At 61.3% G+C, this 24,799-nt stretch carries 23 protein-coding genes and 2 pseudogenes; 13 read left to right on the top strand and 12 right to left on the bottom strand.

All coding sequences use genetic code 11. The features are described 5' to 3' along the window. Window positions 1-7 precede the first annotated feature (7 nt). From AC1DUY_RS26995 to AC1DUY_RS26980, 4 genes are all read left to right on the top strand, one after another. The gene (locus AC1DUY_RS26995) at window positions 8-673 is read left to right on the top strand and encodes a response regulator transcription factor (protein WP_089267078.1); all 666 of its coding nucleotides are present in this window, start codon (window positions 8-10) and stop codon (window positions 671-673) included. A 22-nt stretch (window positions 674-695) separates the two neighbouring features. Then, entirely contained in the window at window positions 696-2,072 is a 1,377-nt protein-coding gene (locus tag AC1DUY_RS26990) for a sensor histidine kinase (RefSeq protein WP_231080995.1), read from the top strand. Window positions 2,073-2,476: 404 nt separating this feature from the next. After that, window positions 2,477-3,019 carry a helix-turn-helix transcriptional regulator gene (locus AC1DUY_RS26985; RefSeq protein ID WP_478118307.1) on the top strand — a complete coding sequence of 181 codons (543 nt, stop codon included), beginning with the start codon at window positions 2,477-2,479 and terminating at the stop codon, window positions 3,017-3,019. 63 nt (window positions 3,020-3,082) lie between these two features. After that, the gene (locus AC1DUY_RS26980) at window positions 3,083-3,865 is read left to right on the top strand and encodes a carbon-nitrogen hydrolase family protein (protein WP_478118306.1); all 783 of its coding nucleotides are present in this window, start codon (window positions 3,083-3,085) and stop codon (window positions 3,863-3,865) included. Window positions 3,866-3,883: 18 nt separating this feature from the next. Here AC1DUY_RS26980 and AC1DUY_RS26975 read toward each other — a convergent pair. Further along, a pseudogene (locus tag AC1DUY_RS26975) lies at window positions 3,884-4,070 on the bottom strand (transposase); the annotation flags it as partial. Window positions 4,071-4,470: 400 nt separating this feature from the next. On the opposite strand from AC1DUY_RS26975, the gene AC1DUY_RS26970 reads away from it, so the two are divergent. After that, complete coding sequence (locus AC1DUY_RS26970) at window positions 4,471-4,941, top strand: RT0821/Lpp0805 family surface protein (RefSeq protein WP_439063560.1); 471 nt, start codon at window positions 4,471-4,473, stop codon at window positions 4,939-4,941. A gap of 99 nt (window positions 4,942-5,040) precedes the next feature. Then, window positions 5,041-6,420 carry a hypothetical protein gene (locus AC1DUY_RS26965; RefSeq protein ID WP_478118304.1) on the top strand — a complete coding sequence of 460 codons (1,380 nt, stop codon included), beginning with the start codon at window positions 5,041-5,043 and terminating at the stop codon, window positions 6,418-6,420. 60 nt (window positions 6,421-6,480) lie between these two features. Here the strand turns inward: AC1DUY_RS26965 and AC1DUY_RS26960 are convergent, their stop codons facing one another. Continuing rightward, complete coding sequence (locus tag AC1DUY_RS26960; RefSeq protein WP_478118302.1) at window positions 6,481-8,556, bottom strand: 2Fe-2S iron-sulfur cluster-binding protein; 2,076 nt, start codon at window positions 8,554-8,556, stop codon at window positions 6,481-6,483. Window positions 8,557-8,615: 59 nt separating this feature from the next. Next, a complete protein-coding gene (locus tag AC1DUY_RS26955; protein WP_175367428.1) occupies window positions 8,616-9,233 on the bottom strand; it encodes a glutathione S-transferase family protein in 618 nt (205 codons plus the stop codon). A gap of 374 nt (window positions 9,234-9,607) precedes the next feature. Between AC1DUY_RS26955 and ccmI the strand changes: the two genes are divergently transcribed. Genes ccmI through AC1DUY_RS26935 form a run of 4 tightly spaced genes read left to right on the top strand, consistent with a single transcriptional unit; the run spans window position 9,608 to window position 13,723 of the window. After that, window positions 9,608-10,726, top strand: coding sequence for a c-type cytochrome biogenesis protein CcmI (gene ccmI / locus AC1DUY_RS26950; RefSeq protein ID WP_478118300.1), 1,119 nt, complete (start codon window positions 9,608-9,610; stop codon window positions 10,724-10,726). A 6-nt stretch (window positions 10,727-10,732) separates the two neighbouring features. Next, the gene (ccmE, locus tag AC1DUY_RS26945) at window positions 10,733-11,242 is read left to right on the top strand and encodes a cytochrome c maturation protein CcmE (protein WP_231080987.1); all 510 of its coding nucleotides are present in this window, start codon (window positions 10,733-10,735) and stop codon (window positions 11,240-11,242) included. Then, complete coding sequence (locus tag AC1DUY_RS26940) at window positions 11,239-13,221, top strand: heme lyase CcmF/NrfE family subunit (RefSeq protein WP_478118298.1); 1,983 nt, start codon at window positions 11,239-11,241, stop codon at window positions 13,219-13,221. Before ccmE ends, AC1DUY_RS26940 begins: the two co-directional genes overlap by 4 nt. 4 nt (window positions 13,222-13,225) lie before the next feature. Then, window positions 13,226-13,723: a cytochrome c-type biogenesis protein gene (locus AC1DUY_RS26935; protein ID WP_478118296.1), complete on the top strand. Its 498-nt coding sequence runs from the start codon at window positions 13,226-13,228 to the stop codon at window positions 13,721-13,723. Window positions 13,724-13,765: 42 nt separating this feature from the next. Here AC1DUY_RS26935 and AC1DUY_RS26930 read toward each other — a convergent pair whose 3' ends face one another. The 7 genes from AC1DUY_RS26930 to AC1DUY_RS26900 all read right to left on the bottom strand — a co-directional run bounded on the left by AC1DUY_RS26930 (window position 13,766) and on the right by AC1DUY_RS26900 (window position 20,850). Beyond that, entirely contained in the window at window positions 13,766-14,497 is a 732-nt protein-coding gene (locus tag AC1DUY_RS26930; RefSeq protein WP_478118294.1) for a sulfite exporter TauE/SafE family protein, read from the bottom strand. 848 nt (window positions 14,498-15,345) lie between these two features. Next, a complete protein-coding gene (locus AC1DUY_RS26925; protein WP_478118292.1) occupies window positions 15,346-15,657 on the bottom strand; it encodes a hypothetical protein in 312 nt (103 codons plus the stop codon). Window positions 15,658-15,668: 11 nt separating this feature from the next. After that, the gene (locus AC1DUY_RS26920) at window positions 15,669-16,946 is read right to left on the bottom strand and encodes an outer membrane beta-barrel protein (RefSeq protein ID WP_478118290.1); all 1,278 of its coding nucleotides are present in this window, start codon (window positions 16,944-16,946) and stop codon (window positions 15,669-15,671) included. 221 nt (window positions 16,947-17,167) lie between these two features. Then, complete coding sequence (locus AC1DUY_RS26915; protein WP_478118288.1) at window positions 17,168-17,443, bottom strand: hypothetical protein; 276 nt, start codon at window positions 17,441-17,443, stop codon at window positions 17,168-17,170. 143 nt (window positions 17,444-17,586) lie between these two features. After that, window positions 17,587-17,838 (bottom strand): hypothetical protein, encoded by a 252-nt coding sequence (locus tag AC1DUY_RS26910; RefSeq protein ID WP_439076720.1) that lies wholly within the window; start codon window positions 17,836-17,838, stop codon window positions 17,587-17,589. Between the two features lie 522 nt (window positions 17,839-18,360). Beyond that, on the bottom strand, window positions 18,361-20,130 hold the full coding sequence (locus AC1DUY_RS26905; protein ID WP_441276978.1) for a hybrid sensor histidine kinase/response regulator: 1,770 nt from the start codon (window positions 20,128-20,130) through the stop codon (window positions 18,361-18,363). A 57-nt stretch (window positions 20,131-20,187) separates the two neighbouring features. Continuing rightward, window positions 20,188-20,850: a response regulator gene (locus AC1DUY_RS26900; protein ID WP_441229294.1), complete on the bottom strand. Its 663-nt coding sequence runs from the start codon at window positions 20,848-20,850 to the stop codon at window positions 20,188-20,190. Window positions 20,851-20,997: 147 nt separating this feature from the next. On the opposite strand from AC1DUY_RS26900, the pseudogene AC1DUY_RS26895 reads away from it, so the two are divergent. After that, window positions 20,998-21,500, top strand: a pseudogene (locus AC1DUY_RS26895) (IS630 family transposase); the annotation flags it as partial. Window positions 21,501-21,544: 44 nt separating this feature from the next. Here the strand turns inward: AC1DUY_RS26895 and AC1DUY_RS26890 are convergent. Both AC1DUY_RS26890 and AC1DUY_RS26885 read right to left on the bottom strand, forming a co-directional pair. Next, window positions 21,545-22,231, bottom strand: coding sequence for a GntR family transcriptional regulator (locus AC1DUY_RS26890; RefSeq protein WP_478118285.1), 687 nt, complete (start codon window positions 22,229-22,231; stop codon window positions 21,545-21,547). Then, on the bottom strand, window positions 22,228-23,136 hold the full coding sequence (locus tag AC1DUY_RS26885; protein WP_478118283.1) for an amidohydrolase family protein: 909 nt from the start codon (window positions 23,134-23,136) through the stop codon (window positions 22,228-22,230). The genes AC1DUY_RS26890 and AC1DUY_RS26885 overlap by 4 nt, the downstream gene beginning before the upstream one ends. A gap of 136 nt (window positions 23,137-23,272) precedes the next feature. On the opposite strand from AC1DUY_RS26885, the gene AC1DUY_RS26880 reads away from it, so the two are divergent. Together AC1DUY_RS26880 and AC1DUY_RS26875 are read left to right on the top strand one after the other, a co-directional pair. Continuing rightward, entirely contained in the window at window positions 23,273-24,241 is a 969-nt protein-coding gene (locus AC1DUY_RS26880) for a Bug family tripartite tricarboxylate transporter substrate binding protein (protein WP_478118281.1), read from the top strand. Window positions 24,242-24,279: 38 nt separating this feature from the next. Then, window positions 24,280-24,675, top strand: coding sequence for a carboxymuconolactone decarboxylase family protein (locus AC1DUY_RS26875; RefSeq protein ID WP_175367419.1), 396 nt, complete (start codon window positions 24,280-24,282; stop codon window positions 24,673-24,675). Window positions 24,676-24,799: the final 124 nt, after the last annotated feature.

Genomic DNA, 24,799 nt, shown 5'->3' with positions numbered 1-24,799 from the left:
AAGTCATTTGCGCCTGCTCGTTGTCGAAGATGATCCCGATCTCAACCGTCAGCTCACCACGGCGCTGACCGATGCCGGCTATGTCGTCGATCGTGCCTTCGATGGCGAGGAGGGGCATTTCCTCGGCGACAGCGAGCCTTATGACGCCGTGGTGCTCGATATCGGCCTGCCGAAGATGGACGGCATTTCGGTGCTGGAAGCCTGGCGCCGCAACAACCGCATCATGCCGGTGCTGATCCTCACCGCGCGCGACCGCTGGAGCGACAAGGTGCAGGGCTTCGATGCCGGCGCCGACGATTACGTCGCCAAACCTTTTCACCTCGAAGAGGTGCTGGCCCGCATCCGCGCGCTATTGCGCCGCTCCACCGGCCACGCCCAGTCCGAACTCACTTGCGGACCTGTGTCGCTGGATACCCGCACCGGCCGCGTCAGCGTTTCCGGCAATCCGATCAAGATGACATCACACGAATACCGGCTGCTGTCCTATCTGATGCACCATACCGGCCGCGTGATCTCGCGCACCGAACTGGTCGAGCATCTTTACGATCAGGATTTCGATCGTGACAGCAACACCATCGAGGTGTTCGTCGGCCGTATCCGCAAGAAGCTCGATGTCGATATCATCCAGACCGTGCGCGGCCTCGGTTATCTGCTCACGCCGCCGCAGCCGTGATCGTCCCCGGGATCATGCGCTGATGCGCAACAGCTCGCTCGCAACGCGGCTGTTCCTGTCGGCGACGGCCTGGGTGGTGGTGATCCTCCTGATCACCGGCATCGTCCTGTCCTCGGTCTATCGCAGCGCCACCGAGCGCGCCTTCGATCGCCGCCTCAATCTCTATCTCCGTACCCTGGTGGCCGAAGTCGCCAATCCCCCGGACGCGCCCGATCACGACACGCCATCGCTCGGCGAGCCGCTGTTCGAACTGCCGCTGTCGGGCTGGTACTGGGAAATCGCGCCCACCGAAGGCGCGAAGACCGAGATGCGGGCCTCGCGCTCGCTGTGGGACAAGAAGCTGCCCAAGCTCGAAGACCAGGGCGTCGAGCTCACGGCGTCGGGGATCCGCCAGGGCTATGTGGACGGGCCGGAAGACCAGCGCCTGCGCATGGTGGAGCGTCCCGTCGATCTCGGCGCCGACGGCAAATTCCGCATCAGCGTTGCCGGCGACGCCACCGAGATTTTCGAGGAAACCCGCACCTTCGACTATTATCTTGGCGGCACTTTCGCTGCACTTTCGATCGTGCTCGTGCTCACCACGATCTTCCAGGTCCGCTTCGGCCTCGCGCCGCTGAAGCGCATGTCGGATGCCATCGCCGATATTCGGTCCGGCCGTGCCGAGCGGCTGGAGGGCACATTCCCTGTCGAGATCTCACCTCTGGCGGGCGAGATGAACGCGCTGCTCGATGCCAACCGCGCCATCGTCGAGCGCGCGCGCACCCATGTCGGCAATCTCGCCCACGCCATCAAGACGCCGTTGTCGGTGATCGTCAACGAGGCGAACAGCCGGGGTGTCGACCCCTTTGCGAGCAAGGTGCTGGAGCAGGCCGATGTGATGCGCGATCAGGTGACGCATCATCTGGAGCGTGCGCGGATCGCGGCGCGTGTCACCATCGTCGGCACCGTCACCGATGTCGCGCCGGCGCTGGAGGCGCTGTGCCGGACAATGCAGAAGATTCACCGGGATCGCGGCATCACCATCGACCTTGAGGCCGATGCCGCCGCGAAATTCCGTGGCGAAAAACAGGACATCGAGGAGATGGTCGGCAATCTCGTCGACAACGCCTGCAAATGGGCGGACTCCCACGTCACCATCGGCGTGCAGGTCGAGCGCACCGGCAGTGCCGATCCGGCGTCGAAGCTGCGGATCATCGTCGATGACGACGGACGCGGGCTGTCGGACACCGAGCGCGCCCAGGTCGCGCGCCGCGGCCAGCGGCTCGACGAGACCAAGCCGGGGTCAGGTCTGGGTCTGTCCATCGTGGTCGATCTGGCCGCGCTCTATGGCGGTAGCCTGACGCTCGGCAAGGCGCCGATCGGCGGGCTGCGGGCGGAGCTGGTGTTGCCAGGCGTGTGAGGGCTTGCCCGTCGCCGCCTGGAAATGCCTATCCCCATATGCAACCTGTAGTTTAATGTTGTGCTGTTACTGTCGGTAGGTGCCGTCTCAGGCCGCTTGGGTTTCGGGAGAAACCAAAGGGTGTTGACATTTGTTAACAGCAGAATAGGTATTGGGTGTGAGGATGGCTAGGCGGCCTCTGCATCCGAACAAAGAGGTCGAAGCTGCGGTTGCTTATGCCGAGCAAAATGGCTGGTCATGGGTAAAGGTCAAAGGGCATGCCTGGGCGAAGCTCTTGTGCGCGCATCATGATCGCGAAGGGTGTGCGGTATTCGTCTGGTCGACACCCCGAAATCCGCAGAACCATGCGCGCCAGCTGAGACGCGAGATCGATCGTTGCCCGCACCGAGAACAGGAGGACAGTGATGACAGAATTTGAGTTCAGCATCATTGCATCCGGTCTCGATCCGGACGCGGAGGATTTCGCTGATCGCTTTTTCGACGCGGGTTGCGACGATGCGACAATTTCGTTCCAGAAAGGCCACATCATTGCTGATTTTGCCCGCGAAGCGACATCGATAGATGCGGCCATCTGCTCGGCGGTCGAGAATGTCATGAAGGCGGGCGCGCAGGTCGATCGCGTCGAGCCCGACCCGCTGGTGAGCCTTTCGGATATTGCCATGCGAACCGGGCTGTCGCGTGCGGCGATCACCAACTATGCCAGCGGCAATCGTGTCGGCAATTTTCCGCCACCGGTTGCACGCGTGACGTCGAAGACCTCGCTGTATGACTGGTCAGCGGTGGCGACATGGCTGTTCCAGCACGATCACCTGTCGCGCGAGAAGGCGATGGAGGCGGAGGCTGTCGGAGTCGCAAATGAGGCGATCCGCGCGCGCACGCCGAAATTGCAGGAGGCACTGCGCGATGGCTTGGCGACCTACGCAAAGAGGCTCGACGGCGTCGCATAGGCTAGATCCGCGTCTTTTGCTCTCGCTATCGACACGCATCTCATCTAACGCCGAGGCGAAATCATGAGGATGGCAATGCGGGTAGGATTTGTTGAGTGGCCAGAAAACTTAATTGCCGATAGCGAGCAATGGCTTAGTTTGGCAAACGATCTTTCCAAGACGACAGTCGATATATTGGTAACGAATGAGTTGCCTTTCGGTCCCTGGATTGCGTCAACTCCGGATTTCGATCCGAAACTGGCCGAATATAGCATTGAGTGTCATCGGGCAGGCGTAGCGGCACTCGAAAGGTTAAATATCCCAGCGGTCATTTCTTCTCGACCTGTTTGGGAGGGGGCGCGGCTTGCAAATGAAGCTTTCTGTCTTGAAGGTGGAGAAGTAAGACATCTCCACACCAAGCAATATTTTCCAGCGGAATTGGGCTGGTATGAGTCGAATTGGTACACGACCCAATCGCGCGAATTCGAGCCAGTCGTAGTTTGCGGTGTATGCGTAGGAGTGCTGCTATGCACGGAAGTGATGTTCAACGAACATGCTCGCCATTACCGTAAACAAGGCGCCGAGTTGATCGTTGTACCGAGAGCCACGGGTAGAACCGTGGATGTTTTTCGCACAGCAGGCGCGATGGCCTCGATTGTTTCAGGCTGTTATGTCGTAAGCTCGAACCGCGTTGGGCAAGGATCAAGTGGGCCGATATTTGGAGGCAAAGGTTTCGCGTGCGCGCCTACTGGAGAATTAATCGACATGACGTCTCCGGAAAACCCGCTCGTGATAATCGAGCTTGATATCGCTTCTGTCAAAGAGAAGCAGAAAAGCTACCCCTGTTATGTGACGGGACCTGTTTGATCAGCGCAGTGGTTCCAGCAGCCGTTTGGCCTCCGAGATATCCATTCCGCCGAATTTGCCTTTCCAATTGTACAGTGTCGCCTTGGAGACGCCGTGCCTGCGCGCGAGATCAGCGGCTTTCGCCCCCCGCCTCGTGCTCGCACAACACATCGATAGTCTGTTCTTCCCTTAACCTTGCTCGCTTCTTCTTTTCTGTCCTGCTTATCGGATGAGGCGGAGTCGCGCTTTCTATAACTCATTTTTGACCCATCGTATGAGCTATAGGAAAGGCCGCTATAGCTCATGGGATGGAGCTGGCAGCAGCCGGATTGGCCGGAATTCAGCTACGGATAAGCGTCGCTGAGTGTCGCTTTGAATGCGCTTATTGAGAATCGCCCGTTCGCTGGAGCGCCGTATATGGTCTTCGGCTCTGTGGGCCGGCAGCCCAGTTTTATCGATGGATTTGCGACAGGCCTCCTCAGCCTATGCAAGCCCACCCCGTTTCTGAAGAGATCGAGTGGGGTCCGAAACCCGCCCGCCTTGCGCCCCGTTGTCGCCCGAATTATCCCGTTCGTAACGTCTTTGACGTTTCCTGTGTTCCGGTTTGCGTTCGGGGTCTGCGGTCCATGGTCAAGTTCAACGCCTTCTGTGTTGCCGCCGTCGCGCTGACGCTGGGTGGTTGCGACGTGACGACGTCGGACGGCGGGTTGGGCCTCGGCACCGATACGATCGCCCGGGCCTATAGCAGCACCAAGTCGGCCGTTGGCCTGTCAGAGGAAAATGCAGCGGCGGCGGTGACCAATGCCGCCTTTGGCGGGCTGATCGGCGCCAAACTCGGCGCCCAGCTCAACGACGAGGACCGCCGGCTGGCTTACGAGGCCCAGATCGCCGCCCTTGACCGCGGTGCACCCGGCGCTCCGGTGCCCTGGCGCAACGCCACGTCGGGACGCTATGGCAATATTGTCGCCGGACCGGCCTATAACCAGAAGGGCCGGGAATGCCGCGGCTTTTCCCACACGGTCACCGTCAATGGTGACCTCAAGACCGCCCGCGGTACCGCCTGCCGCAGTCCTGAAGGCACCTGGGCGGCGGCCTGATCCCGGTTCCTCAACGCCTTCTTAACGGGGCGCCTGCTACAAAAATCGGTGGCGATTTTCGGTTGTAGATCGACCGGAAAGCACGGATTCCTAGGCTGCATGAACAAAACCTCGATCGATCGCTTGCGGGAGTATTTGGCGCAACTGCCCGAGCAGTCGCAGATGCTGCTGATGCGCGAATATGAGTGCGCGATCGAGCGCGGCGAAGACGTCGTGGTCGCCAATTTCGTGCTCGACCTGCTGCGCGGCGTGGTTCGCGGCCACGAGAATGCAGTGCGCCCGCGCGTCGAGGATCCTACCCGTCTCGTCTTCAAATCGCTCGAGCCGTTCCTTGTCGAAGGTGTGGGCAATGTCCGGCCCGGACAGATCCGGCGCGCCTCGCTGCTGCCGATCTGGCAGTGGCTGGAGCGCGACGCCGCAGACGCCGTGCGCGAGTTCGAGGCGGCCGTCACCGTATCGCCCGAGCCGGGCGCTTCGGACATCGAGCGCGCCGTCAAGAAATTCCAGCAGGCGGCAGCAGCCGCCATTACCACTGCCACATCGGGCAATCGCGGCGCGGCCCGCATCGGGCCGACCCATGCGGTCGAGGACCTGCCGTCCATCGGCGCGGTGCTGAAGGCGCGCGAGCAACTCGACGGCTTTGCGGGCAAGCTGCCGAGCGTGCTGCGCAGCTTCGGCGATAGCCAGATCGCCTCGGTGAACAGCGCGCTGAACGTGCCGACACTGACCACGCCGCAGGTGCTGCCTTTCGCACTCTCGCTGGTGATGCAGCGGCTGGCGGCGCCATGGCAGATCATTCGTCTGGCGGTGAAGATCGCGGCCTCGGACGATGAAATCCGCGTGGCCGCCACGCCCTATGGTGTCGCCGTGACCATGGCGCTGTCCGATCTCAATCGCGTCGCGGCCGAACTGCGCTCCGATATCAGGCGCGGCAAGTTCGACAGCGCCCCCGAACATCTCAAGGTCGCCCATGACGGCGTGCGCGGCCTGCGCACCGAACTCGACATGCGCAACGACAGCACCTGGGGACGCCAGATGGCGGCGATCCGGGTGGAGATTTCCTCGACGCTGCAGTCGGAGATCGAGAGCGTGCCGGGCAGGGTGCGGCGTCTGCTGCGCCAGCGCCCTGACAAGGATATTGCCGCGACGGCGACGATCGATTTCGCCGAGGTCGAGGAGACCGTGGCGCTGATCAATTTCGTCGCGGTGTGCCGGACCTATGCCAGCGAACTCGCCATCAACGAGGTGACGCTGCGGACCTATTCCGACCTGCAGCAATATGTCGAGAAGTCCACGGAGTCGCTGGTGCAGTCGCTGCGCGCCGGCGATACCCGCGTCCGTAGCTACCGGCAGATGCAGGCCAAGGCCGCTATCCGCTTCTGCCAGGTGTTGTTCGGCCAGGAATATGCCTCGCTGATGAGCCGCGCCGCCGAACAGGCCATGGTCGTGGTCGAGCGCAAGCCGAAGCGGGCCGGCTAGGCCAGGCGATGCGAAAATGGCTCGTCGGCGATGTGACATCCGCATCGCCTGATCCCGAGATCAGAGCGCCAATTGAATGCGATTGGCTTCGTTGCCGTTCTGTGCGGCCGGAACGGCACAGCAGATCAAGACTTCATCGTCGGCCACCGCAGCGGCTGGCTCTTTGACGTAGGTCACCACTCCCGCCAGAAGCTTCGTTCGGCAGGTGCCGCAATGTCCTTCCCGACAACTGAAATCGGGGCTCAGGCCACGCGATTCCGCGAGGTCGAGCAACGATCCCGACTCTGGTGTCCAGCGTGCTTCCTTCGCAGACTCCGCGAACACCACATGCACCGATGTCGACGACGGTGGTCGGCGCGCCGGTGCTGTCGCCGGGCTGTCAACGGTTCGTACCAGTGACGCGGGGCCGAATGCTTCGGCGTGGATACGGTTGTCAGCGATGTTCAGTGCACGAAGACCGTCATAGATCGACTGCATGAATCCGGACGGTCCGCAGAGATAGTAATCGTAGTCGCCGACCGGCATGAACCGTGACAGCAGGGCCATGTCGATACGTCCCGCAGCGTCGTAGTCGGGACCTTCTTCGGCATCCGTGATGTCGCCGAGAACTCGGATGACCCGGACTGCGTCTCCAGCGGAGGCCGCAAGCTCATCCAATTCGTTGTCGAAGGGACGCTCGTTCTTCGAACGGGCTGCCTGAAAAAGCATGGTCGGTCGAATCTTGAGCGTCCGCAGCCCTTCGTAAATCACATGCCGCAGCATCGCGAGGATCGGCGTGATGCCGATGCCGCCCGCCAGCAGCACCGCTGGCCGCGCCTCAGTGGCGTCGATCGTGAATTCACCGGCGGGCGCCGTTGCTTCGATCACGTCGCCAATATTGATGCCGTCGTGTAGCCGCTGCGACACCAGTCCGTCGCGTTTGACGCTGATGCGGTAGACGTGATCCGAAGGCGCGACCGACAGCGTATAGGTTCGGATGGTGGTCTTCTCCGCGCCGTCAATGGGCAGTCTGATCGGGAGATACTGCCCGGCGCGATGAGGCAGGAGACCGGCGCCGTCGGTCGGCTCCAGATGGAACGACCTGACCGTTGCGCTCTCATCGACGATGTTGATGACCTTGAACGGCCGCCATTTGGTCGCAAGTTCTGCAGCCCGCAGACGACCGGCTGCCTGCTCCCAACTGCCTGTCATGAGCGTGCTCGGAGCCCATCCGTCCGGCCGGAACGCCCAGCGCAGGGGCAGGGCACCGCGCCGAAGAACGACACGCCGCGCGTTGAATTGCCAGAGGCGCTCGGCGCCCTGGAAGGCGGCGATCTCCGGGGAGTCCAGTATGACCCGGGCGTCACCGGTCATCTGCAGCACGTCGCCGGTCTCGAAATCGACGAACAAGAGTCCGGCTTTGCCGTTGATGAGGATGTTGCCCAGCGTGGCGAAAAAGAGATTGCCTGCGAAATCCGGGATTGTGAGCGTGCCGTCGTCGGCAACGCGAACGAAACCGGGATTGCCGCCGCGGCTCGAGACGTCGACCTGTCGACGGGATTCTCGCTCGACATAGGACGCGACAAAGAACATGTCGGCGGCTTCGATCATGCCGCGTGCCGTTGCGTCGATTTCGGCTTTCTCTTCGATATTTCCCGTAAACAGTTCGCGTGGATCGCGGACGAACTCGTAATCGCGGAGCTGGATGTAGCGCGGGCAATTGCCGAAACTTTGGTCGACATCAAAATGAATGGCGTAATTGTCCGACGGCCCGATGATGCCGTTGACGCGATTCCGGCGGCGCGTGTGAAGTTCGATGCCGAGCAGGCCAATTGCATCGTCCTCGTGCATCCCTTCGCTGGCGGGATCGCTTGGCTCCCTGACGACATCGATATCGAGCGATTGCGCTGTTGGCGATGAGATGAAGCCGGGCTTGCCGGTGACAAATGTGGCCCATGCGTCACCTGCGCCGTCGACGCTGCCGAGCGCGATAAAGGGAATCTGGGCGTAGAAATCCCGGTGTTGCGTCGGCATGTAGTCGCGCACGATGCGCCTGCCGAGCTCATCCATGTGAGTCGAAACGCCGACCTTTTCCTGAATCGCCTTCTCGCCGGCGTGCCAGATGTCTAGTTTTGATAGCAACATAATATCGGTCATCGGTCCGCTCTCTCGTCGGCGGTGTCGGGCGTATGCCTGGATACGCCCGACACACGCAGTTAAGCCGCAGCGGCGAGGCCGACGGGTGTCTTGGCGAAAGGCACAAAACCAGGAAGCGCTTCGATGCGGCGCAAGAAGGCGTTCACCTTGGGATAGCCGGACAGATCGACATTTCCTTCCGGCGCGCTTGCGATGTAGCTGTAGAGCGCCACATCCGCGATGGTCGGACCATTGCCGACAAGCCAGTCGCGATCGGCGAGATGCGCTTCGACCAGTGCCAACAAGGCGTGCGCGCGCTCGATGACTTCCTCCGGATTGAAGTTCCTGCCGAAAACGGTGATCAGCCGTGCAGCAGCAGGACCATAGGCCAGTTGGCCGGCAGCGACAGACAGCCAGCGCTGGATCGCCGCGCTTCCCTTCGCGTCATCGGGCAGCCACTCGGTTCGGCCGGATGTCTTGGCGAGATAAACGAGTATCGCGTTCGAGTCGGAGACAATGGTGCCACTGTCATCGAGGACCGGCACCTGACCGAACGGATTGAGCGCAAGGAAATCCGGCGTCTTGTGCGCGCCCGACTTCAGGTCAACCTCGATGAGTTCGTGGGGCAGGCCAAGGAGCGAAGCGAACAGATGCGCGCGATGAGAGTGGCCGGACAGTGGATGGTGATAGAGCTTCATGATTGTGATCCTGAATTCGTGGTCGGGTCCATTCCCGTTCAGCGAATGCAAGTTGCTTCATGATCCGGCGCGCGAGAATGCACGCTCTGCGCACTTCATCATTGCGCCGGATGAAATAACCGCGGCCTTTGTCGGCGCGCGGCAGGCCCGATAGCGGTTTCATCAATCGCGTTGATGGGTCTTCCCGGAGGGCATCCACGTCGCGGAGGGGGCATTACTCGGAAAGCGGGCTCGTAGCCGCCGCAATCCTTGATCCAGAACAAGCGTCTGGACGTCGCGATGGCATAAAAGTCAATTGCGCGGCGTCGGCGGCCATGGTGTAACCCGGCAAAGACGTCGTTTAGATCGACTCAAGACTACGCCGGAACCCATTGATGGCCTTATGGTTTGTGTTCGCCTTGATGACCGCCGCAGCGACTTTCGCCGTGTTGTGGCCGCTTGGCCGGACCCGCTCCGATGCCGGGGGCACCGAGGCCACTGTCTACCGGGATCAGCTCGCTGAAATCACCCGCGATACCGCCGCCGGCCTGATCGGACCGACCGAGGCGGAAGCGGCGCGTGTCGAGATCAGCCGTCGTCTGCTGGCAGCGGTCGATGCGGAGGGCGCGGCGTCCGTGGGCAGCAGTCCCGGCTTTCGCCGCGCGGTGGCGCTGGTGGCGCTGATCGGCCTGCCGCTGCTGGCCGTCGGCTTCTATCTGCCGCTCGGTTCGCCTGCCATGCCGGACTTTCCGCTCGCCGCGCGCAACCAGTCGCCCAGTCCCACCCAGCCACTGGACAATCTCGTCGCACAGGTCGAGCAGCATCTCGAGAAAAACCCGACCGACGGCCGTGGCTGGACCGTGCTGGCGCCGGTGCTGGCGAAGATCGGCCGTACCGACGATGCGGTGCGCGCGTTCCGCAATGCGATCACCTATGCCGGCGATACAGCCGCGCGCCGCGCCGATCTCGGCGAGGCCATGGCGATGGCCGCCAATGGTGTCATCACCGCGGATGCCAAGACCGAATTCGAACGCGCTGTCGCGCTCGATGCCGGTGAGGTCAAGGCCCGCTACTTCCTGGGCCTCGCGGCTGAGCAGGACGGGCGTGGCAGCGACGCGGCGGCGATCTGGCGCGACATGCTGGCAAAGGGACCTGCGGATGCGCCGTGGCGTCCGGTGGTCACGGCGGCCCTGGCGCGTGTCGGCGGCAGCGCTCCGAAATCAGGCCCGAACCTGCCGGCGCTGTCGGAAGACACGATCGCGTCGGTACAGGGCATGAATGCAGGCGACCGCAATGCGATGATCCATGGCATGGTCGACCGGCTTGCCACGCGGCTCAAGCAGGATGGCAGCGATGTCGAGGGATGGTTGCGGCTGGTGCGTGCCTATATGGTGCTCGGTGAGCGCGACAAGGCAAAGAGCGCGCTGGCAGATGCACGGGAGGCGGTCGGCACCGATGCCGAGCGGCTGCGCAAGCTGAACGATGGCCTGAAAGACATCGGGCTGGATGGGTAACGCGCAATGACACGCAAGCAGCGACGATTGACGATGATCGGTGGAGCGCTGGTGGTGCTCGCCATCGCGGCCGGACTCGTGCTCAACGCGATGCGCGACTCCATCGTATTCTTCTCGACGCCGCAGATGGTTGCCGAAAAGCAGATCCCCGTTGGCAAGCGCTTTCGTCTCGGCGGCATGGTCGAGCAGGGCTCGCTGGTGCGCGGCGATAATCTCGCCGTGAGCTTCAAGGTCTCCGATGGTGGCGCAACCTTGCCGGTGAACTACAAGGGCATCCTGCCGGATCTGTTCCGCGAGGGGCAGGGCGTTGTCGCCGAAGGCGCGATGGATGCGTCGGGCGTGTTCAAGGCCGATACGGTCCTGGCGAAGCATGACGAGAACTACATGCCGAAGGAAGTCGCTGACGCGCTCAAGAAACAGGGGCGCTGGCAGGAAGGCGAGGGCGGCAAGCCGGTGATGTCGCAGGGCGCCGCCAAGCCCGTGGTGACGCCTGCAAAACAGAGTGTTTTGCAGTGATTGCCGAAGCCGGACATTACGCACTGGTGCTGGCGCTCGCGCTGGCGCTGATCCAGTCGACGGTGCCGATCATCGGTGCGCGGCTGCGCGATCCCGCGCTGATGAATGTCGCGCGCTCCACGGCACTGGCGCAGCTGCTGTTCGCGGGGCTGTCGTTTCTCGCGCTGACGACGCTCTACGTCACGTCGGATTTCTCGGTCGCCAATGTGTTCGAGAATTCGCACTCCGCAAAACCGTTGCTCTACAAGATCACCGGCGTGTGGGGAAACCACGAAGGCTCGATGCTGCTGTGGGTGTCGATCCTCGCACTGTTCGGCGGGCTCGTCGCCGCCTTCGGCAATAATCTGCCGCTGTCGCTGCGCGCGCATGTGCTGGCGGTGCAGGGCTGGATCGCCGCGGCGTTCTATCTGTTCATCCTGATGACCTCGAATCCGTTCCTGCGCCTAGCACAGCCGCCGCTCGAGGGGCGCGATCTCAATCCGGTGCTGCAGGATATCGGCCTCGCCGTGCATCCGCCGATGCTCTATCTCGGCTATGTAGGCTTCTCCATCGCATTCTCCTTCGCCGTCGCCGCGCTGATCGAAGGCCGCATCGATGCCGCTTGGGCGCGCTGGGTGCGGCCATGGACGCTGGTGGCATGGATCTTCCTGACGCTCGGAATCGCGATGGGCTCCTACTGGGCCTATTACGAACTCGGCTGGGGTGGTTGGTGGTTCTGGGATCCCGTCGAGAACGCCTCGCTGATGCCATGGCTGTCCGGCACCGCGTTGCTGCACTCCGCAGTGGTGATGGAGAAACGCAACGCGCTGAAGGTCTGGACCATCCTTCTCGCGATCCTGACCTTCTCGCTGTCGCTGCTCGGCACATTCCTGGTGCGCTCCGGCGTCCTCACCTCGGTTCATGCCTTTGCGACCGACCCGACGCGCGGCGTGTTCATCCTGCTGATCCTGTGCGTGTTCATCGGCGGCAGCCTGACGCTGTATATGTGGCGTGCATCGTCGCTGAAGCAGGGCGGACTGTTCGCGCCCATCTCGCGCGAGGGCGCGCTGGTGCTGAACAACCTGTTCCTCACCACGGCCTGCGCGACGGTGTTCATCGGCACGCTGTATCCACTGGCGCTGGAAATGCTGACCGGTGAGAAAATCTCTGTCGGCGCGCCGTTCTTCAACCTCACATTCGGCCCGCTGTTCGTGCCGCTGCTGCTGGCGATGCCGTTCGGGCCGCTGCTGGCGTGGAAGCGCGGCGATCTCAGAGGCGTGACGCAACGGCTGATGGCTGCCGGCATTGCCGCGCTGCTGGCCGTGGCACTGGTCTGGGCATGGACGACGGGCGGTGCGGCGCTGGCACCGCTGGCGATCGGGCTCGGCGTGTTCGTCATTGCCGGATCGATCGTCGATATCGCCGAACGCACCATGCTGTTTCGTTTACCGTTCGGTGCGGCGTTCCGCCGTGCGCGCGGATTGCCGCGCGCCGCCTGGGGCACGTCCTTTGCTCATGCCGGCATCGGCGTCGCGCTGATCGGTATCGTCTGCGAGAGCACCTGGAATACCGAATATATCGGCACCATGCAGCCGAACGATGTGGCGAAGCTTGCCGGCTATGAGCTCACGCTCAAGGACGTGACGCAGCGGCAGGGGCCGAATTTCCGTGAGAGCATCGCACGCTTCAGGGTGACGCGCGGCGGCGACGAGATCGGCGAGATGACGCCATCGAAGCGCAACTTCGCGGCGCGGCAGTCCTCCACCACGGAAGCCGCGTTGCTGTCGCGCGGCGCCAGCCAGCTCTATATCTCGCTCGGGGAAGAAGCCGCGGGCGGCGCTGTCGCCGTGCGGATGTATCACAAGCCGCTGGTGCTGATGATCTGGTGGGGGCCGGTGCTGATGGCCTTTGGCGGGCTGCTGTCACTGTCCGACCGGCGGCTACGCGTCGGCGCGCCGAAGCCGGCCAAGGCATCGCGTGCATTGCAGCCGGCGGAGTGACGGCATGACACGCATTATCGCAGGCCTCATCGCCGTCATGTTCCTGCTCGCTGCGCCGCTCGCGCATGCGGTGCAGCCCGACGAGATCATGAAGGACCCGGCCCAGGAAGGCCGCGCGCGCAACCTGTCGAAGGAGCTGCGCTGCATGGTCTGTCAGAATCAGTCCATCGACGATTCCGATGCACCGCTGGCGCGCGACCTGCGCCTCTTGGTGCGCGAGCGTATCGCCACTGGCGAAAGCGACAAGCAGGTGCTGGATTTCCTTGTGGCGCGCTATGGCGAATTCGTGCTGCTGAAGCCGCGGCTCAACCTGCACACGATGCTGCTGTGGCTGCTGACGCCACTGGTGCTGATCGGTGGTGGCGTTGCCTTGTGGTGGCACAACCGACGGCGGGGCAGGGCTGCAGGCGATGATGATGCCGTGATGACGCTCACCGCCGAGGAAGAAGCGCGGATCGAGCGGCTGATTGCCAAGGAAACGGTGCAGGACAAGCCGGTTTAGTTCGCCGACCCCGGCCAGCAGCCGACTATTGAGAGCTCGCATCTAGATCACAAGGCAAAGTCCCGAAAACAGCAACAAGCCCAGGATAATTCGTTTGAAGGCTGCTTCGTTGACCCGTCCGAACAGGACGATGCCTAAAGCCGTTCCAGCAGCCAAGGCGGGTAGAGACATGCCAAAGTTGATCAAGACCTTTAACGAAAGGCTGTGGTGCGAAAGCATGAGGGCAAGGGCGAAAAGCTGCATGACTCCTATGTAGGGTTGAACCAGGCCGCGCTGCTGATTTTTCGGGAGACCATGGATGTCGCACCAGATCGCAGGAAGTGCGCCGGGCATTGCCGTCAACCCGCCGACCAGTCCTCCACCAAACCCCACCAGCGCGTTCTTGCTCTGGCTCTCCATCTCACGCGAATAGGCAGGCGTTGGCCGGAACAAGGCATATGTCGCGTAAAGGGATACGAGAGCTCCAAAACCCAGTCTGAAGGTTCCAGTACCTACATTCTGCAGGAGATAGATCGCGATCGGAATGCCCAGCAGCCCACCCGCGATGAAAACGAGGCTGGTTTTCCATTGCATGCTCTTGCGTAGCGCAAACAGAGTGGCCGCTTGTACGGTGATGCTGCAAGCCATCATCAATGGCACGGCTTCCATAGGCGGAAAAACGTGTAGCAGGACAGCACCGGCGACCGCCGAGAACGCAAACCCGGAAAGGCCGGAAACGAACGCGCCCGCAAAGACCGCCCCGCTTAACGTCAAATAAGCCGCTATATCTGACATGGCATCGCTTCCTTTGGAACGGTGATCGTCTTCAATAGCGGGACAGTTGGGGCGTCCGAACTCTCTCAACCGATAACAACCAATCCATCTAGTCGCCGTGGATCGCCGTTGTTGTCGTTTCGGTAGGTTGGATACTCGACACGTGGTTCAGCATGTATCCTCCGACAACGTGCAAAATGCCGAAGCCAGCCAGGACAGCGATTGCCCACGCTTTGAGAGGAGACGGAGGAGGCGTTGGTCGACGGATGTGGGAGCTCTTGGTAACTGCCATCTCCAAATTTCCTTCTCGCACGCGTTTGGAAAATTCGACTGTCACTTTGAAAGCCCGCTCCTGCTTCCAACTGCCGAATTCAAGATCGGCTGCTGTTCAAGCGCGTCCAGTTGGGGTGAACGATATCGCTGGGTTCATACGCGAGCGATACGGCAGATGTCGTATTTCGTCGTCGGCAAGGAGGCTAATGTCGAAAGGCCCCGTGCTGCTACAGGTGGCCCGTGGGAGATCAGCGCGGAGACGCGCTCTCAACCGTGGCCGGGTGATCGCCAATCCGGGCAGCTACATATTCTTAGCGACCGCCATTGATTTATTCCTTAGCGCCACGGGATCAGCCGCCTGCCGGATATCGCTGGTGAGGGGCGGGCCAACCGCCAGTTGGCGCGGCCATCCCTTCGACCGGACCTGTCGAGGTCATGGCATCGAGCATCGGCTCGCGGCTTTCCTGAACAGCTACAACTTCGCTAGGCGGCTGAAGACGCGGCCTCACTGCCCATGAAGCCATCTGTACGGCCTGGGCAAATGAGCCATACCGCTTTCGGCTCGATCCGTTCCACTTCACCTCGGGACTGAACACCTAGGGCGAAAGGGGAGACGCGCGGGTTCTGAAGTTGCCGCGCTGGCTAAATTCAAATCGGTTGACGTCAAAATTCTTCGGATAGGTGTTTTCCAATTGTGGCGGTATCGGCAGGTTATAGCCGATCTTCAATTGGTTCATCAGGACACTGCGTAATCGCATCGATCCGGCAAGGCCGGCAGTCACGCAGGTGCCTGCCACATTCTCGAGTCCGGGGGCGCATGTGAATCGGGCCGCGGCAATCGAACTGGTAAGGACGCTGGCTCCAAAAGCGAGCGTGACGAGAAGGCCGGTGCTGAAACGTTTTGACATGTCGGCCTCTCTCAAAAATTCACGGTTGCGCCGCCGGCGACGACCCAGGCGTCGCCGGACATGAATGGCACTAACGGCGCGAAGGCCGGCGGTCCCGGAGTTTCATTCTCCCGAATCCAGACCCGCTCGACCCTGCCATTGATGTTGATCTTGTTGGTGACATTGTAGTTGGCGACTCCGCCCACCGCCCAGCGGGTCTTGGCCGGCACGAAGCTGAACGTCGCAGCATCATAACCATCGTGGTCGCGATAGAGATAGCCCGCGGTGGGGCCGACGGTGAAGCCGTTGGCAAACCTGTAGTTCAATCCGGCATTGACCCTATACAGGTTGCTGTTGGAATTGAACCCTTCCGGAATCAAGGCCAACCCGCCAGGATCAAGAATCTCATTCTTGTTGGTATGGGTCCAGAAACCATCGCTGTAGATCGACCACCTTTGATCAAAGGCATAAGATGCACTGCCGGAAATCGTCGTGCGCGGCCCGACCCTGTACTTGTCGTAGCCTAGCATGCCGAACTGGCCGGATTGCGAGATGCCGTCCCAGGAATAGGACCCGGAGCCCTGCAGCGAGAGCGGCCCATTGGAATATCCAAGCGCGGCTGTCACGGTTGCCTCGTCGCCGTTCTTGATACTGATGGTATCGGTGGTCAGGCCCGTAATCGGGTTGAGGGCTTCCTTGTTGAAGGGGGTGCGCTGGGTATAGCCACTCGACAGGGTCAAAATCAGCTCCTGCGACAGCGGAATGTTGACGCCCGCAGTCGGTCCGAAATTCCAGCCTTCGCCATAGGTGCCCTGGTCGACGAGATCGCCGTCCATGCGCGCGAAGCGCGAGTTACCGTAAAGTGCGGACGTTCCGGTCGGGGCGTTGATCAGCATTGCGACGAAGGGCTGGAAGCCGGTGAAGCCATTGTAAGTGGCGGCGCCCGAGAGCTGCGTATCGACCGGCGTATCGACCGAGCCGCGTTCGCCGGATGTTGATTGCGACGAAGAGACAAAGCCCCCCCGCAGCACGAATTCGAGTTTCCAATTGGGGTTGGGATTGCCTGTCACCGACAGTGACATCGGCGCGTAAAGTTGTGTTCCCTGACCGACGCCGTTCAGGGGGGCAGCATTGGTCGGAAAGCCTCGGGTATTCCGCCAACTGAAATAGCGGACTTCGCTGTTGTAGCTGATGTTCCACAACTGATCGATCGACTGCACAACGGCCTTGATCGGCATATCGGCTGCAAGCGCCTGACCTGGAGCACCTCCGCACGCAACCACGACCGCACCGGGAATTAATAGTCGCATAAAATACCCCCGCCGCCCAAAATTTCAGAACGCATTTCACAGCATTACGGACAAATTTCAAAGTCAGTAATGTTCCCCCAAACAGGGCTGGTCTGTGGAGGAATGATGCACCGGTTACGGAGTAGCCGCGGCGAGGGCGGCCCGTATTTTGTTTGCTAGTATAGAAAAGGCCGCCTGGAGGCGCCCCCGAAACGACCAGGTCGTAGCCGCGGTTTGGTCGGTTATTGTTTTCCGATATACTTCAGACCGACATAGGGGCCGTTGAGGCTGAAGTTGGTGTTGTTACCGTTGCGGATCGTCGAGCCGGAGGAAGGCGAACCGGAAAAGTAGTTTGAGGGCGGTTTGGCCTGCGAGAGATTTAGCGCGCCGTTTTTCATCGTGTATGACGGTCGCTGGCCAAGCCCGCCCTGACTTTGGGCGAGCGCGTCGTCTGAGGCGGCCAAGTAGCCACCCGACGCCAAGACAGAGCCAACTACGGCAATTTGTTTCGTGAACATGTTAGATATCTCCTGTGTGACATCCACTCATCCTCGCGGTCAATCGATTGACGTGCACTTCGCCACTCATGCGACCGACTTTGGAATCAAAACGTCGCCGTTGCCTCATAATAGCTAGAGGAACGCGCTCGCCTGCATGCCGCTCACCACTTGTATCCCAAGACAGGTTTATAGGGGCCAGAAGCGCTGTTACCGTTGCGGATCGTCGAACCGGACAAGGAGTTTGAGGGCGATTTGGTCTGCGGACCGGCGAGATTTGGCGTGCCGTTTTTGACCGTCTGCGAGGGGCGCTGGCCAAGCCCGCCTTGACCTTCGGCCAGCGCGCCATCTGAGGCCGCCAAGTAGCCGCCCAACACCAAGACGGCACCAACTACGGCAATTTGTTTCATGAACATGTCAGATATCTCCTGTGTGACATTCACTCGACATTCCCTGCTCACCACTGGTACCGCGCGAGACTTTCGCCTGCGTAGCTGCGCGTCACGTTGGAGAACTCATCCTCGAAGATCGCCGTCGTCGTGCGAGACTTCCCGAAGCGAAGCTGCTCGTCTTGATAGCTCCGTTGATGGCACACTTCTGCTCTCAACTGCCGAATTCAGAATCTGCCGCTGTTCTAGCGTGCCCAGTCGGCACGAAAGATATCGTTGGGTTCAGTCGCAAGCGATACGGCAGATGCCGTATTTCGTCGTCGGTAAGGAGGCCAGAGCCTTTTCCGTTTCGATAGAATCGAAACGGGGCTCTAGATTCGTTATTCTGACGCGTTTTCTTGACGCGAACCGGGTCCACTTTGCTGGAAAACGCTCTGGTGTCGAAAGGCTTTGCGCCGCTGCAGATGGTGGCGCCGTGGGAGATCAGCGCGGAGACGCGATCTCAACCGTGGCCGGGTGATCGCCAATCCGGGGCAGCTACATATGCTTTTAGCGACCGCTATCGATTGATTCCTTGCCGTCAACACAGGCTGTAACGATCGCTTCGTGCAATTCCTCGCCGGTGATCGGCTTGTGCAGAATACGATGACCGCTGGCGATGGCTTCCTTGATCCGCGACGGCGAGGTATCGCCGGTCACGATAACGGCAGGGACCGAGCGGCCGATATGGGCGCAAAGAGCCTCGATTACGTCCAGGCCCGTAGCTCCATCTCCGAGGCGGTAGTCGGCAATGATCAGATCGACCGGTGCCTTGCCGGCCTCGATCGCCTCGGCATGAATCTGTTGCACCTCGGCGGCAGATCGGCCGGCATAGACGCGATGCCCCTGCAGTGTGAGCAACTGGACCATGATATCGAGAACATCCCTCTCGTCTTCCACGACCATGATGCCGACGGCGATGCCGGCTGGTGATGCCTTGTTGTCGGGCAAGGGAGTTTCCACCGCACTGGCTATCGGAACCGTAACGGAAAACATCGAGCCGCGCCCGGTGACGGAGACCAGCTTTAGCGGGTGTTGCAGCAGCACGGCGGTGCGGCGAACGATGGCGAGGCCAAGGCCGAGGCCAAGCGCGCGATCCCTCGCCGGGTTCTGCAATTGTACGAATTCCTCGAACACCATTGCTTGCTGATCTGCGGGGATGCCGGGGCCGGTATCCCATATCTGGATTTCCACCGAAGCGTCGCGCCTACGGCAGCCGAGCAGAACGCCGCCGAATCTCGTGTATCGAAAAGCGTTCGACAGCAGGTTGTCCAAAACCCGTTTCAGCATCATGGGATCGCTGTCCACCAGCAGACGGCTTTCAACAACACGCCAATCAAGGCCGCGATCCTTCGCCACGGGCGCGAATTCGTTGCCGAGTTGATTGAAAAGTTGGGACAAATTCACCGTCTCCTTCGCAACAGTGACGACGCCGGCATCGAGCCGGGAGATGTCGAGCAGTCCATTCAGGAGGGCGCTGAGATTGCCGACAATGGATTTTGCCTTGCCGGCCAGATCGCGAGCATCGCCGGATGCAACAGCGCCTCGGTGACCCAGCGCCGCGAGCGTGGCGATCAGTAGACTCAAGGCATGGATCGGCTGGCGCAGGTCATGACTGGCAGCCGCAAGGAAACGCGTTTTCGCACGATCGGCTGCTTGCGCGCGGTCGCGTTCTTCCTGCAGGTGGCTCACCAGTTCGACATTTTCCAGGCGCAACCTGATGGTCTCACGCAGCATGTGGTACGTCGTGCGGCAGTAATAAAGATTGATGGCCACAAGCCCCGCAAGCAGGGAGAGATATGCGCCGGAGATATCACCTCCATTGGTAATAGAGCGTACCGTGATTGGCAGCACCGTTGCGACGATCGAACCGACGAGAGCAGGCGGAAAGGCCGAGAGCGACGGGACGGTGCCGCAGATCAGACCGGTCAAAACGATGACCGTGAATGAAAAAGGAATGGGCGCCTCGGGAAGGAACCCAACCCAGCCGAGCATTCCCCACAGCAGGCCTGACACGCAGGAAAACGCAGCCGCGAGCCAGGCCCATCGCAACGCGGACGTCGGCTCTCTATCTCGGTTGAAGAACCGGCGCGCCGCCAGAACGCGTATGGCAGTGAGCAGATACAACGCGCCGAGCCATCCGATCAACCAGCTCGCCGATACGACGCTCCTCAGTACGTATGCTGCCGCCAGGGAGATGAGGATGTTGGCGACCACCACTCCGTAGGAATTGCGATACAAAAGCTCGACGAGCGCCTCGCGTATCTTGTCTTCTTGCATCGAAACCTCTTCGCGCGCCGGTAGGTGCGGCGGCTTCGTTCGCGAGTTGCCGTTGCGCTAGCCCGCTGGAAGGCCGAGACGAATTGCGTAGGCTGTCAATTCAGCACCGCTGTGCAGATCAAGCTTCCGCATCAGATTCTCGCGATGTTTCCGGGCGGTCAGCGGGCTAATGCCGAGCCGATTGGCGATGTCGCGGCTGGTGGCACCGTGAGGGATCATCCCCAGGATTTGCCGCTCGCGCCGTGTAAGCGTGACCGGAGATATGATCGCAGCCGTGGGCTCCGGGGAGTCGTTCGGGCCGTCATGCTGGTCCACCGCAAAACGAACCTCCTCCGCCACATAGGCGTTGCCTTTTCTGATGGCATCGACTGCAGCGATGAGTTCGGATGGATCGCCGCTCTTGGTCAAATAGCCATTCGCGCCTGCAGAAAACGCTGCCCGAATGGAACGTGGCTCAACATTGGCGGTCACGACAAGAACTCGCAGCTCCGGCCATTCGGTTCTCAGGTTAGCTATGAATTGAAACCCGTTCACACCCGGCATGCCGAGATCGAGTATGAGAAGATCGGCGGAGCTTTCGTTCAGCAGCCGGTGAACGGCTTCACCGTCCGCCGCTTCTCCACTGACCGTAAGCCTGTCCACGGTCGACAGAAGCTGTTTCAGGCCTTCCCGAATGAAGGCATGATCGTCAGCAATGATCGTCCTCAGCAGTCCGCTCATGCATCGCCCCGCTACAACGGCGCTAGGATATAAGTCAGATCCAATCAAAGATTGGAATCCATGCATTCATTTGCCTGATGATCTTAATACAAAATACGCGAGTTGCCGTATTTTTACATATGGTCGCTGAGGCTCAGGACTCATTGAATCCAGGCGCTCGACCGCACCCAACCCGGCTTGCCGATGAAGAAGGGCCGCGTCGGGACGATGATCCACGACTACAAACGGCACGACCAATCTGTTTGCTGCGCTGAATATCCTCGACGGCACCATTATCGGCCGCAATATGCAGCCCCACCGGCACCAGGAGTTCATCCGCTTCCTCAACACCATCGAGGGCCAGGTGCCGGCACGAAGGCGATCCACGCCATCATCGACAACTACGCCAACCGCAAACATCCCAAGGTGCAAGAATGGTTGGCCCGGCATCCCGCTGGACGTTCCGCTTCACACCAACCTCGGCATCATGGCTCAACGCTGTCGAAGGCATCTTCGCAAAGCTTGCGAGACGCCGCCTCAAACGCGGCGTGTTCCGGTCCGTGGATGATCTCAAAGCCGCCATCGATCGCTTCGTTACCGAAACCAACGCCGATCCAAAGCCCTTTGTCTGGACGGCCAATCCCAAACTCGTCCTCGTCGCTATCAAACGGGAGAAGCGTCAATCCACTAGTGCAGCTGTTGCCGCGGCCGGCGTCTATTCGGCGGGCAACACCGCCTGGATATTCCGACCCGTGCGTTCGATATGCTCCCGCAGGATCCGTGTTGCATCGCGGGTGCGGCGCTCGATCATCGCATGGGCCATGGCAGTGTGTTCTGCAGGCACATCGCGATCTGGCTGATGTTTCTTCAGGAAGATGCGGCGATAGCGATCGCTCTGATCGTGCAGCGTCGCGCAGAACTGCCGCAGCAGCGGCATCTGGCATGCCGAGATCAGTTCGGCATGGAAGGCGCGATGCGCAATCTCCCAGGCTTCCTGTTCAGCGGCCGAGCGTGAGCCGCGCTTGCAGCGGCTGAGCTGATGCAGCGAGCCGAGCACGCGTCCTTCCCAGGCGACATCGCCGTGTTCGATGGCTTCCTTGACGGCGAGGCCTTCGAGTTCGACGCGTAGCCGGATGATCTCGGCGAGATTGCTCGCCGAGACCGGCGTGACGCGATAGCCGCGCTGGTCGATCAGCGCGACGAGTCCGTCATTCTCCAGACGACACAGCGCTTCGCGCAGCGGGCTGAGGCTGACGCCGAAGGCGGTGCGCAGGCGATCAAGATTGAGTTTGCTGCCCGGCAGTAGGTCGCCGCGCATGATCGAATCCCGCAAGCGGGTGACGAGCGTGGTGGATAATGTGGTCGGGATCGCGCCGGCCGTAGTGGTGCGTGCGGTGCTCATGATGCCTGTCCGATGCTCTCGAAACCGTAAAGCGAAGCCGGGTTATCCACCAGTGCCAATTGCTGCGCTTTGGGATCCGGCAGCCAGAGCGGGATGAGATCGACGAGGTCGCCATCGTTCGGCATCGCGACCGGGCAGATCGGATGTGGCCAGTTGCTGCCCCAGAGAATGCGGTCGGGACGTGCTTCGACCACGCGCGCGATCATCGGCAGCATGTCGCGATGCGGACAGGGCTCTGCAGAGAGGCGATACAGGCTGGCGAGCTTGATCCAGCAGCGGTCGGTATCGAGCAATCGCAGCAAGGTTTGGAACGGTTCGGAATCGACGCCTTCCGCGGCGCTGATGCGGGCGAGGTGATCCAGCACGAACGGACTGCGGACCTGCATCAGTTGAGGCGCGACATCGACCAGTTCGCTCGCTCTGTTGAAATGCAGCACGAGATGCCAGCCGAAATCGAAGGTCTCGTCCGCGAGGCCGCGCAAATGCGCGAAGGATGCGCCGCCGCTGACGACGGTGGACATGCGGCAGCCCCGCATGCCGCGAAGGTGCATGTCTTCGAGCTCCTGCTGCGGCAGGCCCGACGGGATCACGGCCACCCCGCGCAGCCGTCGCGGATTGAGGTCGAGGGCCGCGAGCGTCGCACTGTTGTCGGTGCCGTGAGCGCCGCCATGCACGATGACGGCGCGGTCGATCCCGAGCGTTTCGTGGAGCTGCATCAGGTCGTCATAGGTGCAGTCTTCGGGCGTGTAGCTGCGCTGTTCGCTGAACGGAAATTCGGCCTGCGGGCCGAAGACGTGGACATGGGTATCGCAGGCACCACGCGGCATCACGAATGCCGGCCGCTTTGGATGGCGATCGGGGCCGGGGCAGGGCTTCGGTGGGGCGCCAGGCGTATGCGCACTCATCGTGGCAACTCCCTTCAAATAAGCGATCTTTGTTCGCTGAAAATAAACGGTGGCAATCAGCCGATTTGACGACAGCCTTAAGTAGTGCCAACATAAAATCGACGAAGCAAGAAAAATCGATTATTTGGAGGTTCGCATGCGGCACGTGGTTTCTGCACTGGTGGCTCTGGTCATGTTTTCGCTGGTCGGCCAGGTTGCCCATGCAGGGTTTCCCGAACGCGGCATCAAGATCGTGGTGCCGTTTCCCGCCGGCGGATCGAACGACGTCGTTGCCCGCTTGCTTGGCACCAAGCTGCAGGAGCTCTGGGGACAGCCGGTGGTGATCGACAACCGTGCCGGCGGCGGCGGCAACATTGGCGCGGATGCCGTCGCGCGCTCGCCCGCTGATGGCTATACGTTGCTGCTGACGGCGCCCGGACCGCTCGCGGTCAATCAGTCGCTCTACGCGCAACTCCCCTTCAATCCCGCGCAGGATTTCACGCCGGTGGCGTTGATCGCGTCGGTTCCGATCGTGCTGGCGGTCAATCCGGGCGTGAAGGCGACGACGGTGGCGGAGCTGATCGCGCTCGCCAAGGCATCGCCGGGCAAACTCAATTTCGGCTCGTCCGGCCTGGGATCAACCAATCATCTGGCCGGCGAGCTGCTGAAGGCGCGCGCCGGCATCGATATCGTCCATGTGCCGTATCGCGGCGCGGCGCCGGCGATGAATGACCTGATCGCCGGTCAGATCCCGATGATGTTCGACAACATGCCCGCCATTCGTCCGCAGGTTCAGGGCGGCACGATCCGCGCGATTGCCGTGGCCGGCGCAGCACGTTCGCCTCTGTTCCCGGAGCTGCCGACCATGGCGGAGGCGGGTGTCGCGAATTTCGAGGCGTCGTCATGGTTTGGCCTCGTCGCGCCGGCCAAGATGCCGCCGGATGTGACGAAGCTGCTGGTCGACGGGGTGACCAAGGTGCTGAAGGACCCCGACATGGTGAAGCGTCTCGCCGATGTCGGCGCCGAGCCTGGCACGTTGTCCGGCGACGCGTTCGCTGCGTTTCTGCGCGCCGAGTCGGAAAAATGGGGCCAAGTGGTCAAGACAGCGGGCGCCAAGGTCGAGTAGGGACCTCATGCCAAGATCGATTTGAAAACGGGAATCATATGACGAAGAAAATTGCTGAGCTCGACGAGCTGAAGTCCCGCTACGAGACCATGATTGGCTTCACGCCGCCGAAGATCGCCAAGCGACTGGAACTCGGCATGCGCGTCGATCCCGCGCTGGTCACGGCGCTGGAGGACTGGAGGATTGCGGCGCTGACGCCGACGGCACTGGACCAGAAGACCGTGCAATTGATGTCGTTCGCGATCCTGCTGGTCCAGACGTCCGAAGCTGCTGCCAATCACGCAAAGGCTGCGATCAAGGCCGGGGCTACGCTTGAGGAACTGCACGCAAGCGCCGGAATCGCGGCGCTGTTCCGCGGCGTTGCAGCCTTCAACATGGCCGGCGAAATCCTGGCCGGTCTGTTCCCGGAGACGGCTCAAAAAACCGGCGGCTGATACCGCCGTTGCATCTGCGGATACCGGGATGATTCAGGCACGTTGTCCCCCGCGTCATCCCGCCACACCTGTATCCGCCAGATTACCAAACCTTAATTCCCCTGCCAGCCCGCGGTAAGGTGGA

This window comes from Tardiphaga sp. P4_G1, from assembly GCF_056401215.1.
This window is presented reverse-complemented; position numbering and strand designations above follow the sequence as displayed.

Bases quoted from the DNA above. Each gene is read 5' to 3' on its own strand.
- AC1DUY_RS26920 (WP_478118290.1), bottom strand. From the start codon at position 16,946: ATGCGACTATTAATTCCCGGTGCGGTCGTGGTTGCGTGCGGAGGTGCT.
- AC1DUY_RS26910 (WP_439076720.1), bottom strand. From the start codon at position 17,838: ATGTTCATGAAACAAATTGCCGTAGTTGGTGCCGTCTTGGTGTTGGGC.
- ccmE (WP_231080987.1), top strand. From the start codon at position 10,733: ATGACACGCAAGCAGCGACGATTGACGATGATCGGTGGAGCGCTGGTG.
- AC1DUY_RS26915 (WP_478118288.1), bottom strand. From the start codon at position 17,443: ATGTTCACGAAACAAATTGCCGTAGTTGGCTCTGTCTTGGCGTCGGGT.
- AC1DUY_RS26900 (WP_441229294.1), bottom strand. From the start codon at position 20,850: ATGAGCGGACTGCTGAGGACGATCATTGCTGACGATCATGCCTTCATT.
- AC1DUY_RS26905 (WP_441276978.1), bottom strand. From the start codon at position 20,130: ATGCAAGAAGACAAGATACGCGAGGCGCTCGTCGAGCTTTTGTATCGC.
- AC1DUY_RS26925 (WP_478118292.1), bottom strand. From the start codon at position 15,657: ATGTCAAAACGTTTCAGCACCGGCCTTCTCGTCACGCTCGCTTTTGGA.
- AC1DUY_RS26980 (WP_478118306.1), top strand. From the start codon at position 3,083: ATGAGGATGGCAATGCGGGTAGGATTTGTTGAGTGGCCAGAAAACTTA.
- AC1DUY_RS26990 (WP_231080995.1), top strand. From the start codon at position 696: ATGCGCAACAGCTCGCTCGCAACGCGGCTGTTCCTGTCGGCGACGGCC.
- AC1DUY_RS26875 (WP_175367419.1), top strand. From the start codon at position 24,280: ATGACGAAGAAAATTGCTGAGCTCGACGAGCTGAAGTCCCGCTACGAG.
- AC1DUY_RS26930 (WP_478118294.1), bottom strand. From the start codon at position 14,497: ATGTCAGATATAGCGGCTTATTTGACGTTAAGCGGGGCGGTCTTTGCG.
- AC1DUY_RS26890 (WP_478118285.1), bottom strand. From the start codon at position 22,231: ATGAGCACCGCACGCACCACTACGGCCGGCGCGATCCCGACCACATTA.
- AC1DUY_RS26965 (WP_478118304.1), top strand. From the start codon at position 5,041: ATGAACAAAACCTCGATCGATCGCTTGCGGGAGTATTTGGCGCAACTG.
- AC1DUY_RS26885 (WP_478118283.1), bottom strand. From the start codon at position 23,136: ATGAGTGCGCATACGCCTGGCGCCCCACCGAAGCCCTGCCCCGGCCCC.
- AC1DUY_RS26985 (WP_478118307.1), top strand. From the start codon at position 2,477: ATGACAGAATTTGAGTTCAGCATCATTGCATCCGGTCTCGATCCGGAC.
- AC1DUY_RS26935 (WP_478118296.1), top strand. From the start codon at position 13,226: ATGACACGCATTATCGCAGGCCTCATCGCCGTCATGTTCCTGCTCGCT.
- AC1DUY_RS26960 (WP_478118302.1), bottom strand. From the start codon at position 8,556: ATGACCGATATTATGTTGCTATCAAAACTAGACATCTGGCACGCCGGC.
- AC1DUY_RS26970 (WP_439063560.1), top strand. From the start codon at position 4,471: ATGGTCAAGTTCAACGCCTTCTGTGTTGCCGCCGTCGCGCTGACGCTG.
- ccmI (WP_478118300.1), top strand. From the start codon at position 9,608: ATGGCCTTATGGTTTGTGTTCGCCTTGATGACCGCCGCAGCGACTTTC.
- AC1DUY_RS26880 (WP_478118281.1), top strand. From the start codon at position 23,273: ATGCGGCACGTGGTTTCTGCACTGGTGGCTCTGGTCATGTTTTCGCTG.
- AC1DUY_RS26955 (WP_175367428.1), bottom strand. From the start codon at position 9,233: ATGAAGCTCTATCACCATCCACTGTCCGGCCACTCTCATCGCGCGCAT.